Annotated in this window: 18 protein-coding genes and 1 tRNA gene; 16 read left to right on the top strand and 3 right to left on the bottom strand. The window is 38.6% G+C overall.

All coding sequences use genetic code 11. The annotated features are described in order from the left end of the window. The first annotated feature begins 88 nt into the window (after window positions 1–88). From EL341_RS03175 to EL341_RS03140, 8 genes are all read left to right on the top strand, one after another. Complete coding sequence (locus EL341_RS03175) at window positions 89–2,011, top strand: TRAP transporter large permease (RefSeq protein WP_232036586.1); 1,923 nt, start codon at window positions 89–91, stop codon at window positions 2,009–2,011. A 71-nt stretch (window positions 2,012–2,082) separates the two neighbouring features. Continuing rightward, window positions 2,083–2,856, top strand: a complete 774-nt coding sequence (locus EL341_RS03170) for an SDR family NAD(P)-dependent oxidoreductase (RefSeq protein WP_074820254.1) — start codon at window positions 2,083–2,085, stop codon at window positions 2,854–2,856. 116 nt (window positions 2,857–2,972) lie between these two features. Further along, a complete protein-coding gene (locus EL341_RS03165; RefSeq protein ID WP_074820610.1) occupies window positions 2,973–4,022 on the top strand; it encodes a LacI family DNA-binding transcriptional regulator in 1,050 nt (349 codons plus the stop codon). 138 nt (window positions 4,023–4,160) lie between these two features. Continuing rightward, entirely contained in the window at window positions 4,161–4,577 is a 417-nt protein-coding gene (locus EL341_RS03160) for an HIT family protein (RefSeq protein ID WP_047780008.1), read from the top strand. A gap of 328 nt (window positions 4,578–4,905) precedes the next feature. Further along, window positions 4,906–4,990: transfer RNA gene (locus tag EL341_RS03155), tRNA-Leu, on the top strand. A gap of 158 nt (window positions 4,991–5,148) precedes the next feature. Further along, a complete protein-coding gene (locus EL341_RS03150; RefSeq protein ID WP_126467017.1) occupies window positions 5,149–6,426 on the top strand; it encodes a tyrosine-type recombinase/integrase in 1,278 nt (425 codons plus the stop codon). A gap of 394 nt (window positions 6,427–6,820) precedes the next feature. Further along, window positions 6,821–6,997 (top strand): helix-turn-helix transcriptional regulator, encoded by a 177-nt coding sequence (locus tag EL341_RS03145; protein WP_126467015.1) that lies wholly within the window; start codon window positions 6,821–6,823, stop codon window positions 6,995–6,997. A 940-nt stretch (window positions 6,998–7,937) separates the two neighbouring features. Further along, window positions 7,938–8,531 (top strand): hypothetical protein, encoded by a 594-nt coding sequence (locus EL341_RS03140; RefSeq protein WP_126467013.1) that lies wholly within the window; start codon window positions 7,938–7,940, stop codon window positions 8,529–8,531. 71 nt (window positions 8,532–8,602) lie between these two features. On the opposite strand, the gene EL341_RS03135 is transcribed toward EL341_RS03140, so the two are convergent. Next, a complete protein-coding gene (locus EL341_RS03135; RefSeq protein WP_126467011.1) occupies window positions 8,603–9,199 on the bottom strand; it encodes a LexA family transcriptional regulator in 597 nt (198 codons plus the stop codon). A gap of 199 nt (window positions 9,200–9,398) precedes the next feature. On the opposite strand from EL341_RS03135, the gene EL341_RS03130 reads away from it, so the two are divergent. The 8 genes from EL341_RS03130 (at window position 9,399) to EL341_RS03100 (ending at window position 13,241) form a co-directional block, all read left to right on the top strand. Further along, a complete protein-coding gene (locus tag EL341_RS03130) occupies window positions 9,399–9,641 on the top strand; it encodes a helix-turn-helix domain-containing protein (RefSeq protein WP_126468234.1) in 243 nt (80 codons plus the stop codon). Next, a complete protein-coding gene (locus EL341_RS03125) occupies window positions 9,638–9,991 on the top strand; it encodes a hypothetical protein (protein ID WP_126467010.1) in 354 nt (117 codons plus the stop codon). Before EL341_RS03130 ends, EL341_RS03125 begins: the two co-directional genes overlap by 4 nt. A gap of 43 nt (window positions 9,992–10,034) precedes the next feature. Then, window positions 10,035–10,505, top strand: coding sequence for a cell envelope integrity TolA C-terminal domain-containing protein (locus EL341_RS03120; RefSeq protein ID WP_126467008.1), 471 nt, complete (start codon window positions 10,035–10,037; stop codon window positions 10,503–10,505). A gap of 2 nt (window positions 10,506–10,507) precedes the next feature. Then, complete coding sequence (locus EL341_RS03115) at window positions 10,508–11,266, top strand: hypothetical protein (RefSeq protein ID WP_126467006.1); 759 nt, start codon at window positions 10,508–10,510, stop codon at window positions 11,264–11,266. Between the two features lie 27 nt (window positions 11,267–11,293). Then, a complete protein-coding gene (locus EL341_RS17560; RefSeq protein WP_164720435.1) occupies window positions 11,294–11,452 on the top strand; it encodes a hypothetical protein in 159 nt (52 codons plus the stop codon). A 513-nt stretch (window positions 11,453–11,965) separates the two neighbouring features. Beyond that, a complete protein-coding gene (locus tag EL341_RS03110; protein ID WP_126467004.1) occupies window positions 11,966–12,199 on the top strand; it encodes a hypothetical protein in 234 nt (77 codons plus the stop codon). 41 nt (window positions 12,200–12,240) lie between these two features. Then, a complete protein-coding gene (locus EL341_RS03105) occupies window positions 12,241–12,939 on the top strand; it encodes a hypothetical protein (protein WP_126467003.1) in 699 nt (232 codons plus the stop codon). Window positions 12,940–12,980: 41 nt separating this feature from the next. Further along, window positions 12,981–13,241 carry a hypothetical protein gene (locus tag EL341_RS03100; RefSeq protein ID WP_126467001.1) on the top strand — a complete coding sequence of 87 codons (261 nt, stop codon included), beginning with the start codon at window positions 12,981–12,983 and terminating at the stop codon, window positions 13,239–13,241. Between the two features lie 72 nt (window positions 13,242–13,313). Here the strand turns inward: EL341_RS03100 and EL341_RS03095 are convergent, their stop codons facing one another. Both EL341_RS03095 and EL341_RS03090 read right to left on the bottom strand, forming a co-directional pair. Further along, window positions 13,314–13,955 (bottom strand): hypothetical protein, encoded by a 642-nt coding sequence (locus EL341_RS03095; RefSeq protein WP_126466999.1) that lies wholly within the window; start codon window positions 13,953–13,955, stop codon window positions 13,314–13,316. A 32-nt stretch (window positions 13,956–13,987) separates the two neighbouring features. Continuing rightward, a complete protein-coding gene (locus EL341_RS03090; protein WP_126466997.1) occupies window positions 13,988–14,506 on the bottom strand; it encodes a hypothetical protein in 519 nt (172 codons plus the stop codon). Between the last annotated feature and the right edge of the window lie 7 nt (window positions 14,507–14,513).

The raw sequence follows: 14,513 nt of genomic DNA, 5'->3' as shown, positions 1-14,513 counted from the left end.
GTAAGAAACAACGGTCAGGCATAGATGTACCGTATATCTATCGCTTCGGGCATGCCTGCGCCGTTATTTCGCCAACAAGAGGTACATTATGTCCGAATCCTCGATTATCGAAAAAGACATCGGTCAGCACGGGACACATGATGCGATGGAGAGCAAACCTCAAATGCCATCCAAAGATATTATCGTGTTAAGCAAACTCAGTCGATGTCTGACAAAAATCACCGCCGGCGCTGGTGCTCTGGTGCTGTTTATCAACGTCGTCGTGGTATTTACTTCGGTTATCTGGCGCTATGCGCTGCACTCACCGCTGCATTGGGCGGAAGAAGTGGCTCGCGCCCTGATGATTGCTCTGGTGTTCTTTGGCGTGGCCACCTCCACCGGACGCGGTGGCCATATTGGCGTCGATCTGTTTTTACGCTTCCTGCCCGACTATGCGCGCCCTTACGTGGTGCATGCCAGTCGCTGGATACTGGTTCTGGTCTCCGTTGGCTTAGTCGTATCGAGCTTTAGTCTGGTGGAAGCATCACTGCTACAAACCACTGAAACCGGTCTGCCACAGGTGATCTATGTTGCACCAGTATTTATAGGTTCCGCAGTGATGCTGGTTGCGGCATTGGAACACGCTTTCCGTGAAAGAGCACGAGTGGTACTGATCAGCGCACTGGTTATCGCCGGTTTGGCCGTGGCAGGCTACATCAAGTTATCGCTAATGAACGATCCGTCTTCCGCTGCCGCTATTCTAATGCTGTTCTGCTTTGTGGTCGGTATTTTGGCCGGGGTGCCTATTGCCTTCACTCTGGGTATGTCAGCCATGGTGTTCTTTATTTGCGATCCCTCTTTACCATTTGTGTTCTTTTCCCAGCAGGTTGCCGCTGGCGTTGACCACTTTGTTTTACTGGCTATCCCCTTTTTCTTGTTGGCTGGAGCAGCGATGGAAGTCAATGGGATGTCGACCCGTCTGGTAGAGTTGATTGTACGCGGCATGGGCAAATTCCGCGGTGGTCTGAATATGACGACCGTGCTGGCCATGGCCTTCTTCTCCGGGATCTCTGGGTCGAAACTGGCCGATGTTGCCGCCGTCGGCGGTGTACTCATGCCGGCAGTGCGACGCGCTAAGCAGGATGGAGAGGAAGCCGCTGGCGTATTTGCCGCTTCCGCCGTCATGGCTGAAACCATTCCTCCCTGCGTCAACCTGATTGTGCTGGGCTTTGTCGCCAATATTTCTATCGGTGCCCTGTTTATCGCCGGTCTGGTTCCTGCCGCCTGTCTACTGGTGCTGTTACTGATCGCTGCCAATATCTTTGGCCATCGGATTGATATCTCAGCAGCCTACCCCATCCTGCGACCACGTAAACAGCTGCTGTTAGGCGCAGCCGTTGGCCTGATTATGATCCTGATGATCGGTCGCGGTGTGGTAGCAGGTATTGCCACTTCAACCGAAATCTCCGCCTTTGCCGTGGTCTATGCGCTGGTCGTTGGTCGATTAGCCTTTGGTGAGTTGACGCTAAAGGCTACGGTTAAGCTGTTTGTGGATATTGCCGCCATGTCTGGCGTGCTGCTGTTTATCGTGGCCTGTGCCACCAGCCTCTCCTATGTGCTAACGATTCAGATGATCCCACAAATGATCGCTGAACTGCTGGTCTCGATTGGTTTCAGCTACGGCGCATGGCTGTTCCTGATACTGACTATCGTGATTCTGATTATCTTTGGTGCCGTGCTGGAAGGTGCGCCAGCGTTGATTATTTTCGCCCCGATTTTAGTGCCCATCGCTATCCAATTGGGCTTTGATCCGCTGCACTTCGGCATCGTGATGATTCTGGCCATGGGCTTTGGCTTGTTCTCACCACCAATTGGCCTCGGGCTTTATACCACCTGCGCCATCTGCGGTGTAGAGATGAAGAACGTGATTAAGCCAATGGCAAAATATCTGGCGGTGGTATTGGTCGGCATTATCGTGGTGGCGCTACTGCCAATCATAACCGTTTGGTTACCAAGAATAATGGGCTACTAGTTCTGGAATATACCGCGTTATCAACAAATAGAAATGTTTTCAATACGTTAATAAAAAATAGAGGTTTACCCATGTTAAATGAATTAAACGGCAAACGCGTTCTGATCACTGGCTCTACCGCCGGTATCGGATTGGCCACCGCAAAACTGTTTTTACAATATGGCGCTCAAGTTGGTATCAACGGGCTGTCCACCGTTCTAAGCCAAACAACATTAACCGAGCTGGATAAACTACCGGGTGAGTATGCCATTTTCCCTGCCGATCTCACTCAATCCGCCAACTGTGAAAAACTGGTCAATGATTTCGTTCATCGCTTTGGTGGTATGGATGTATTGATTAACAACGCTGGTGGCCTCGGTGGTCGCAGCAATCTGGAAAATATCGACGATGAGTTTTATGACAAAGTGATGGATCTCAATGTGCGCTCGCTACTGATGACCACCAAATTCGCCATTCCACACCTGCGGGAAGCCGCTAAAACCAGCGGTATCACTAGCACGGTACTCAGTACCGGTTCTATTGCCGGGCGCGACGGTGCCGGAATTGGCGCAGGCATCTACGGCAGCGCTAAAGCCTGGGTTCATAACATTCACCGTAACTGGGTTAAAGAGTTTACTAAAGACAATATTCGTTTCAATATCGTTTCTCCCGGCAGCATTGATACCGCCTTCCATCACGGTAAGAGTGAAGAAGTACTTGCTACTATGCGTAATTCAATCCCGATGGGGCGTTTTGGAACCAGTGAAGAAGTGGCACCAACCTATCTGTTTTTAGCAACGCACGCCTTCAGCGGCTATATCACCGGCCAAATTGTCGACGTAAACGGCGGCCAGATGGCACCATAGCCATCACATTGTCCCGACCGTTGAGTTATAAAACGGAACGGTCGGAAATATAAGATACTTACAAATAAAAAACCTTTAGAATCATTGATCAAAATGGATCGGTAGTGGGAAATATCATGGCAAATATTCGGGATGTAGCACGTAGCGCAGGCGTATCGGTCAGTTCAGTCTCCAACGTTCTTAATGGGCGAACCGATCAGATGCGTAAAGAGACCCTGCTGCGTATCGAAGCCGCCATGGTTGAACTGAACTATCACCCCAATCGTGCTGCCCAGCAATTGAAAACCGGGCAGGCTAAAATGATTGGTCTGCTGGTTCCCTCCATTGTTAACCCTAGTTTTGCTGCGCTGGCGCGAGAAGTCGATCTGGCCGCCAAAAACAATCATGGCTACCGTGTTCTACTGGGAAATACTTATCGTCAGGAAGATGAAGAACAGGCTTTTCTGAACGATTTGATGTCCCACGGCGTACGCGGGGTGATTGTGGTATCCAGCTCGATTGAAAAATCCCACTTTGCCGAAGCGGCTCAACGCGGTCTGACCATGGTCAATTATGATGGTAGCTCGGTTAGCGGATCGGCAACCAACGACATGCTGTATGACAGCGTATCCATGGATAACCGACAGGCGGGGCGTATTGCAGCCCAGTATCTGATCGATCAGGGCTGCCGGGAAATTGCCTTCGTCACTGAGGCCAGTCGCACCGTCAGTCGCTCCCATAAGATTGAAGGCTTTCTGGCAACAGCCGCCGAAAATGGCCTGAAAGATCATAGTCAGGTTATTGAGGGCAAAGCGCTGACCGCCTATGGCGATACGGAGATGGCCGAGCTAGGCCACCATCTGGCGCAAACCATCAGTCGGTTGGAGAAACGACCTAACGGCATCGTTGCCATCAATGATGTGTTGGCGATTGGTTTGATTGCTGGTTTGCGTAGCTTAGGCGTGCGGGTTCCTGAAGATATCTCGGTCGTAGGTATCGATAATATTTCACTGTCGGGGCTCATTCATCCGGCGCTAACATCCGTTGCCCCACCGCTGGCCGATATGGCCAATACCATGGTGGAACGGCTAATTACCCGTTTAAATGCGCCGCAGACAAATGCTGAAGAGTTTTTATTTACCCCAACGTTAGTCATTAGAGATTCAGTGATTAAACGAAACGAATAAACTATCGCTCAACGCCCACCAATACGGGCAATGTGAACTTTTCACGGCGATTAAACAGCAGTAAACCGGATATCCAGGCCGATATTTTCCTCTTATCAGCCGGGGTTTGTATGACCTAAATTTAGCGTGGAGCTAATTATGACAACCTCTTCTTGCAGTTATTGTCATCCTGAAAATGAGTTTGTACTGTGGCGCGACGAACAGTGTCGGGTACTGTTGGTAGAGCAAACCGACTTTACCGGCTGGTGCCGCGTAGTGTGGAATCAGCATCTGGCTGAATTAAGCGATCTAGATGAGCAGCAACGTCACCGTATCATGCAAGTCGTTGCTGAAGTAGAACACAATATCCGTAAACTGATGGCACCGAAAAAGATCAATCTCGCCAGTCTGGGTACCGGCCTCCCTCATCTACACTGGCATATCATTCCTCGAAATGAAGACGACAGCCACTTTCCAGAACCGGTTTGGTGTCAACCGCTACGCCCGGGAGTGGTTCGCCCATTGGCGAAAAACTTTGTCGATGAAATGAAAAAACGCCTAAGTGCAGCACTATAATTTTTTAAATACCAATAACGCCTTCTTATATCGATGTTGTACTGGCCCAGTACCGATGCTGAGCCAGAGTAGTAAACAGACCGGCGTACCAGCAATACACCGTGTTTGTTGATGTTGTCGTAAGCTGTACCGTAGTAACTGAAGCTACTTTGTTTGTTACCAGCAATGCATGTGCCGATGTTACCAAAGTCGTACCGTAGTCAGCGGTGGCCGCAAGGCCACCCTTTTAGTGATTATTTTCCCACCAATCAGGTGATTTTTAAGGGATAACGCTTGCGCGGTGTTCTTGGGCAGGTATAATGCCAACGTTTTCCGCATTCTACTCTGTGCCTGAGTGGCGAAATCGGTAGACGCAGTTGATTCAAAATCAACCGCCTTCGGGTGTGCCGGTTCGAGTCCGGCCTCAGGCACCATTTAATGTCTATAGATGTCTCAATAAGTCTATAACATAATGAAAAGTAGAGTAAAAATCATAGGTACATTCCATTAGCGTCCGACTACGTCTATTGACAACCATTCTTTTTGGGGGTCATATTAGGGGTCAGGATAATATGATCATGGAGTGTTCTACATGCCGCTAAACGATACTCAACTTCGCAATTTCAAGCCTAAAGAAAAATTATATAAGAGGGCTGATGGTCATGGCCTCTATATCCAAGTAAATCCTAACGGTTCAAAACATTGGTATCGAAAGTATTCTTTTCAAGGAAAAGAAACTCGAGCCTCCTATAGTCGATATCCCCAAATCTCTTTAGCTGATGCAAGAAAAATGCGTGATGCTGATATAGCCCTCTTGGCAAGAGATATTAATCCTAATGCCGTTCGTCAAGATAAAAAAGAAGCACAAAATATAGATAATTCTTTCGAAGTTATCGCAAGAAGATGGCACTCAACTCAAAAAAAATGGTCTGCAAACCATGCGGCAAGAGTTTTAAAAAGGATGGAAACTGAGTTATTTCCAAAAATAGGTAAACGCAATATTACAGACCTAAAAACAAAAGACTTACTAAACCCAATCAAAAAAGTTATTGATAGGGGAACCTTTGATGTGGCCTCTCGATTAGGTCAGTATATTAACTGCATTATGCGGTATGCCGTTCAAAGCGGCATCATTGATTACAATCCAGCTCAAGATATGGCTGGAGCAATTCCCACAAGTAACACAGTACATAGACCCGCCCTTCCATTAGAAAAGGTACCGGAACTACTCCACCGAATAGATGAATTTGGGGGACGAAAACTTACAAAATTAGCCGTGAAATTAACCTTGCTAATCTATATTCGTTCAAGCGAACTTCGTTTTGCTCGTTGGAGTGAAATTAATTTTGAAAAAAAACTTTGGACTATACCAGCAAAAAGAAAGCCTATTGAAGGAGTCAAGTTCTCACACAGAGGAACAAAAATGAGAGATGATTCACATTTAGTGCCCCTCAGTAATCAAGCAATTTCTATACTAAGAGAAATTAGAAAAATAAGTGAAGAATATGAATTTATCTTTATCGGAGCCCATTCACCGCAAAAACCGATGAGTGAAAATACAATAAATAAAGCACTAAGATCTATGGGCTATGATACTAAAACTGAAGTTTGCGGACATGGGTTTCGAACAATGGCCTATTCAGCTCTTTTAGAATCGGAACTATGGTCTCCTGAAGCATTAGAATTACAAATGAGTCATAAAGAAAGAAACACCGTAAAAGCAGCTTATTCTCATAAAGCTCAGTTTTTGAAACAGAGAAGAAATATTCTTCAATGGTGGGCAGATTACCTTGACTATATAGTTACAACCCCAGCGACTCCGGATGAGTATGTTCGAATCAATGATGGGAAATATCCATCTATAAAATAAATTTTTTTAGAAACAAGCCTAATATATATTATATGATTCAATTAAGTTTGCTTATTACCCTGAGTTGACAATTATAATAATTTGTGCTATAGTGTTTTTATATGTTTGATAAAAAAATTTATCAATTTGATGCTTAGTGTTTAAAATAAGGAGTCATGAACTAAAGATAAAACGTAGTATTTCTACTTTTCTTCCACCGTCCATCCGATTAAACCCATCAATGCACAGAATATCTATACTTATAGCTTAGAAATCTAAGCATAGGTATTGTTCTGTGAAACTTCACATATAGAGAAAAGCAACAAGGCTATTTTATTAGCCATGTATTGATATCAAGCTTCCATCTATGAAGTGCATATAACTAAATCAAAGGATTATATATAGAGTAAAAAGAATGAAATTTTTGAAATTAAAAGAAGTAATGGAAATGACAGGCATGGCAAAAAGCACTATCTACGCAAGGATCCAAGTAGGGACATTTCCTAAGCAGTATAAGCCCGGTACAAGCAGTTCGCGTTGGCTTCACCGCGAGATTATCGCGTGGATGGAAAATATCATAAATAAAAGATAATAGAATTTAAGTAATCATAAAATCATTGTTAATCATTCAACCTGTGACATAAGGTTGGTTACAGCATAATAAAGAAAAATAATGAATGCTAAAAAAACAAAAAACTCGCTCTAATAAACTGGAGTGTTATAAGAGAAATAAAAAAACAAAAAAATGAGGTGCTAACATGCATTATATCTATATTCAAGACATTAAAAACAGGTTATCTTGTATTATAATGGACAGTTATATCTATATATTAACCGCTATTACCACCTCCTATTCAGGTGGTAACAACCATGCAGAGATATGTATTAGTAAATAATAAAGTTCCTTATCTAAAGTCTTTAACAAACGAGTTCTCAGACCTATTTAAATCTCATTACTCTTTTATCCAGAAACGTAAATTTGATGATAAGCTATTATCCTACTCCATAAATTCATTTCTGGCTAATTCGCTTTACCTAATTCATTGTAAGTCTACCGTTGGTATCTTATCTATGAATCGTAATAAGTATACTGACCTCTTTGTAAACGGACATAAATCTAAATTTAGAGGAAGTTATCGTTATTCTAATTTATTCTGGGAAATGTTAGAAGATTTAAATTTTATAAGAATTGCACGTTGTAAGCGATCTTATACTGAAGTTGGAAAAAGTTATGTAACTCTTCTTGAACCTATGATTTCTTATTTAACTCCATACTTGGTAAATCTTCGGATCTTACCTCTAAGTAATTGTATTTTACTCCGAGATAAATATAAGAATGTTCTACCCTATAAAAAAACAAAGATATTAGCGAAAGCATTAGTAAGATAAATGCCTATAATAAACTATTGCTTTCCACTTCAGTTGTAGAACCAATTAATGGATATGAATATATTCTTCAATTTCATCGAATCTATAATGGTGATTTCTTTCATGGTGGTAGATTCTATGAGGTCCAAGGAAATGTACAATGTATGTCTTCTTTATCCCGTTGTAATTTGCTCCTTAATGGACAAGAAACTATTGAAGTTGATTTTAAATCTCTACACCCAAGGATAATTTATGCTGTCTTAGGAATTGAATTGCCTGATGGTTTCGACCCTTATGCAATTTCTCCTGATAACTTTGAATTGCCCGATACACCTGAGATAAGGCAACAATTAAGAAATCTATCAAAGATTGGATTACTCATTCTTCTTAATGCTTCGAACCCATACCAAGCCCTTGGTGCTTTAGAAACTGAGTTCAAAGAAGCTAAGATTGCCTATGATTTTGATTTATTACCCGATAACCTAAGCCTACGTAATGTTATTAGTGCATTGAAAGAAATAAATCCAGAAATAGCGGCGAAATTCCATTCAGGAGCCGGATTATTACTCCAAAATTATGATAGTAATATTGCAGAATTAGTAATAAGTTACTTCACTGAAAAAGGTATACCTGTAATTCCTATTCATGATAGTTTCATTGTTGCTAAAGAATTTGAACAAGAAATGCATTATATCATGAAAGAAGCATATGAATGCATTGTTGGCAGCACATTAAATTGTATAGTTGAAACAAAGTAGTTAATTATGTGAAAGTCCTGATATCAAGTCAGGGCTTTTTTTTAATGTATATTATTTTTTTTGGCCTTTCATTAAACAAGAACCACTTTTCCAATAACCTCAACATCATTAATGTTTTTGAGCTCTACAGGAGGATATGAGACGTTATCATTAATTAAAGAGAACTTACCTACCCTATCCTGAATTCGCTTCACATAGAGCTTCTCATTGCGTTTAAACGCATATACACCATCAGAACCAACCGAATCAATTTTCTCAATAAGAATAAGCTCGTCTTTTTTGATAGTTGGGAACATACCATCATCAGGCATAGCGATTACAGCTAAATTATCAGTCTCATTAATCCCTTTATTTTTTAGCCATTCATGACTGAAGTAGAGAGCGTTAGAACCATCGTAGCGGTTAATAGCAATTAAACCCTCTATAAGCAATTCTGGACGTTTTTCGTTATCAATTCCGACAAGCCATTCAATTTCTTTACCTGTAGCCTGTACCAGCTTTAAAAGCTGTGAAATAGAGGGTTGTGATACACCAGAGATATAAGAATTGAGCGTTGAATAACCCAAACCTGACTTTTTAGCAAAAGCTCTGAGACTTGTATCCCCTATTGCTACTTTCAATCGGTTTGAAAAGCCATCCATATCAAATTCATTATCTTTAGTCTTCATTCTTGCTTATCCACCTGATTATAAAAACAAATTACTAACCCACTACGAAAAATTCAAAATTAAAACCAACCACCATTGAAATTGATCATTATTATGATCAATAATGACATCAAGTGGTCATTATGATGAATCATTATGACTAATCATAAGAAAGAGAGGATCTCAGATTTTGGATGAAATTAAAACTGAATACCTTGAAATGATGGAAGACCTACATCCAGCAGACATCATCGCCAAAGTAAGAAAGAAAGGCTCGACCTTCGCAGAACTAAGCCGAACCAACGGGTTACATTCAAGAACGTTACACAATGTCCTTTATAAAAAGTGGCCTAAAGCAGAAAAAATAATTGCTGATTTCCTTGAACTAAAGCCTGAGGAAATCTGGCCCAGTCGTTATCCATCATCCTCGGAAGAAATCAACACACAAAAGGTGCCATCATGAAAAAACTCTCCCCCCTGTTACTTGCCATATTAACCATTACATCATTTTCAGTGAGTGCTGCGGCATTCAGTATCAAAACTCAGAAAAACCTAAATGCACCATACGGCTCAAAGGTCATTGAGAAAAATAGTGCCTGTATCTTCGATAAAGATTTTTATAGTGACGTAAACAGTGCGGCCAAAGTTGGTGCCGGTGTTGCTAAGGCGCTGGTCGATGAACAAATGGAAGATACCGAAGAAAATATCAATCGAGCTATGGATGCTTCACCTTCAGAGAAAGAAGAGAACAAAATTAGACGTGAAACATTAAACATTGGTAGTTGTTACATGTTCTTAAGACAGAAGTTTTAATCACTGGCTAATCCACATAAAACTTTCTGATAAGGACATTAAAATGAAAATCCCCTTGTTACTCATAGCACTCATTATCAGCGCTCCAATGGCTTACAGCGATACTTCAGGCTTTTCAACGGAAAGCATCGAAGGCTTCAATCAAACTCAACCAAACGCACCACAGCAAGAAAAAGAAAGGCAACCAAAAGCATCCCCTGAAGAAATGGCAGCATACCGTACTGCAATACATGATTCGGTTATGAGTCATTTTGTTAAGTCTGAGGAGTTTAAAGGTAAGCAGTGTGAAATTCGGCTTCACTTTGATAAAAATGGTCAACGCCATTATGAAGGTAAAAGTCTCAGAATGTTCCAAGGGGATGGCAAACTCTGTAGTGCTGCATTTAAAGCCATTACCACTGCAAAACTTCCTAAACCACAAAGCTTAGATGTTCACAACGAATTTAAAATCATCTTCTTCTACTTTCATTCTAATGAATTTGTCATGAAAAACTTCAGTGAATACAAGGAATAATTATGGTCAGTTCTCAGCTAAAGCAGATCATTTTATTGACTGTAATAATTGCATCACCTTATGGCTATGCAAGACTTCCAATATATGAGAAGACGCAGGTTAATTCGTATTGTAGTAATAACCAGCAATATGAAAACACAAAATCTAAAATTTCATCATCAGGAAGGATCACTGATGAAAGAACTATGCAGCTAACAGATAGACCTAAATTAGTCACCGGTTTTAAATATATGAACGATATGTTGATGTTTCCTTTTCCTCAGCAAATATCAGATAAGGTTAGTCAGGATAGGATGTATGGACGAAATGAAATAGCAGATAATATTGCTTGTCTTGAAATGTTTGAAATTGACTATCACAAAGTTGCTTATCATTTATTTTATTTAAAACGTAAGCAAAGCAACAGCTATCAGGATATTGGTACTATTGTTCTCGTCGATGATAAAAAGAAATCTGATTTTTTATTATGTAAAGAAGGTGCTGAAAATATTATAGAGCACCATGAGCAACAAGGTACACATAGAAAGTCATATGAAGTTGGTATCGGTATCCCATTTGGATTTAATAATATCAATCAATTTAATCGTAAGGAGCTTAATGGGGTACCTTCTGATGCAGTACAATGCCAAATAAAAGCGTTACCACGAGAAAATGCAGACCATGAATATATTCTTTACTACACATGGAAATCAGTTAAGAAGGGAGGCATTTTTGGCAAAGACAAAATATATACTAATGAACGAATTGTAGATCATAAATAATCAATTTAAATTATTAAGGAAAAGTTAATGAACACTTTTATTTTAATTATGGTTTTATTTGGTAGCAAAGAAATCGCTGTAGATCATATTGAGTTCCAAACTCAAGAAAGTTGTGAGGCCGCAATGAATAAAATGATGGAAACTTTAGGCAGTGAAAGACATCATTTTTCTTGTGAAAAGAAATAGATAAAGAATAAATGTATTAGGTGACCATGCATAAAATAGTCACTTTATAATAAAATGATTGGAAAATATTATGATTAACAGTAACTCTTTATTTAGGTGGTTAGCGATAGCAGGTTTAGTAATATCAATATTTGCTATAGCTATGTTGTTAAATTCAAGTGATAGAGTTTATGATGTATCATGCTTGATACTTTTACTTTCTCTGTTTATAAACTTAGTATCATCTATAAATCAAAATCATAAAATAGTCATATTGACAATGGCTATAAACCTTAGTTACTCATTCATATTTACGTTAAAGGTATCCACCGTAAATCCAGATGCGACTAATAATTTGAACGCCATATGTTTTTTATTTAATGGAATTACTTTATTTTTAGTAGTTGTTAAATATTTCTTTGAAAGAACTGTTGAGTTGATTAAGTTATCGCAAGAAAAAGTCATCCTAAATAAACTTGAATAACATTGCAGAGTGATTTTTTAAATCACTCTCATTCAACAACAGGAGAGATTATGAATAAAGTTAATGTGCAAATTAAAATATCAACAGATAAGCTGAATAATAAATTATCAAGATATACTATCAGTAAATATGATGGTTACTCTATTATTGAAATAGAAACAGTCAATAACTATCAAGGCGATGACGAGACTTTAGTTAACAATATCTATCATCATTTAATTCAACTGGATTTTGATGTGTATTGCAATGATATAAATATTTTGTGGAATGATTTTAAATATTAGGTAGTATGCAAATATATTTTTTGAAATGGATGATACACACTATGGTTACGGATGGATTCAAAGCGTTAGCATGTTCTTACTTCGGTTGTGATGGCGGTAACGTTCTTTCTGATGTCTGGATATGTGGTTTAGAGTGGGGTTATCAATTTGATGGAATCAACGCTGAAGATCTGAGATTTCATGAATGTTCTTCATGGGAAGATAAAGTGTTTATGGGTAGTATCAAAGCCCAATACAATCAAAAGCTGGCGTGGTTCTATAACGCCTACTACAACTGGGATGAAGATATATTCAATGATGAATTCGTCTCTCGAAGAAAGCTTCTTTCTAAAGATGGCGTTGGTTTTAAAATGAATGCTTTTCCTATCGGTTTTAAAAACAGATCCTCTGTTACTTGGGATGAAAAATTTAAGTCAGTAACAAACTTAAACTCATTCGAAGAATATGTTGATTGGTGTGTAAAAAATCGAGGTGAGTTTTTTAGAAAAATAGCTAAAGAATCAAATACAAAAATGATTGTTTGTACAGGAATTTCAAATAAGGATAATTTTTTTAAATTTTTTGATTGTGATTTTGATAAAATAATTTCAATTAATAATGATATTTATATCTCTAATATTAAGAACTCAACTACTAAAGTTGTCGTAACGAGATTCTTTAACTATCAAGAGGGATGTATAAATTCCAAAGAAAAAATGAAGGAGACTGTTTTGCATATTAAAGAGAATATAAAAATTTAGCAATAATAAAATATTCATATCTCTCATAAGGATTTAAGATAATGAAAAAAATTTTAATTTTTAGTTTTTCCATTTTAGGTGCATATCTTAGTTATAAGTTTGCTATTTATTTAGAAGCCAATCATCCGATAATAGCATCTATTTTAGGTGGAGGTGAGCGCATTCCTGTCATATCAGGTCGATATGATAACTCGGGTTTTTTCCCATTTGGTTCAGCCGTAATTGGGTATATATCATTTGGGATATTTGCTACATATGCTTTTCCCGATAAAGAAAAAAAGAAGAGAAATAGAAATCAATAGACTTAAATGTATTAGTCGCAATAGGAGTTTATTGATGTTCACACAAAAACCCCTCTATGTATAACACGACTCCTAATGTAATTCACCTAAAAGAAACTTAATATCATCTTCACGAATATTTATTTTTTTAATAATTTCATCAATGCTTAAATTATAAGCATTTGCGTGAAATTTGTCTGAAAAGATATATACATTTATATTATTAAATTCATTCTGAAACTTTAAACACTCTTCAACAGTACGAGATCCCCCATTTTCTCCTGAAATAATAACAATATACATTTTTAATTTATCAGAAAAAAAACCTTCCTTTTCAGATTTATCTATGCCTGATTTAAAACAAAATTTTCTCGATTTAATTTCATCTATTTTACGTTGCCACTTCAAGCAATATTCAAGAAATCCCTCTCCTCTCAGCCAACCAAGATCTGCTTTCACATCAATTATGTGTTCCACTTTGCCATCCGGAGCTTGAATCAATATATCGGGATAAATATTTCCTTTACATTCTTCGATACTTACTGGTTGATCTATGAAATAACGATTTTGATTATTACTACTATTTAAGGATAAAAATTTTGCTATTAGCTCTTCTAAGTCACTGGATATAGACTTACTGCGGCCACGTTCAATATTATTAGGTGATGAAAAATGAACTTTTCTCGACTGAAAATATAGATGAATTATATTAGTAAACAGCTCAAGTGGTGACATATCATTATCCTTACCATCTAATTGTTGTCTTTTTAAACAATGATATACCCAACAGCATTGTTTTTTGTGAAGCCATGAAAGTTATAACCATAATCAGAAATTTTATTTACAATAAAATTGTTCTCTTCTTCAGCGACTTTAGTATAAAAACCGATACACCAGAATGAACGTCCATCATCATTAGAAAGACGCATACTCATTACTTTTTTGATATCAGACTCAATACCATAGAATAACTTAGAGAATGAGACATCACATTTAAGTTCAACTTGGATATAAGAATCTAACCTTGCTCTCTTCTTTCTAAAAATTAGATCTACATACATACTTTTTTTAACGTAATTTTTACGTCTATCACATTTATATAATTTTTCTCTCTCAACCTTGCCAATCTCGTGATGATTTTTCATAAAATGAAAAAGCTCTATTTGCAACCACTTCTCCCAATCATTGATTCTTTCGCGTTTAATAAATTCTAATCTTTGCAAGATATGCTTCTGTTCTAAAAACTCTTTAATGACTAACTTCACAAAATTAAAATCACTAAGCACGATTATT

Source organism: Pragia fontium, from assembly GCF_900638655.1.
In the GTDB taxonomy this organism is placed as follows: Bacteria; Pseudomonadota; Gammaproteobacteria; order Enterobacterales; family Enterobacteriaceae; genus Pragia; species Pragia fontium.
The sequence above is the reverse complement of the archived record's forward strand: the minus strand, read 5'-3'. Positions and strand labels throughout refer to the sequence as shown.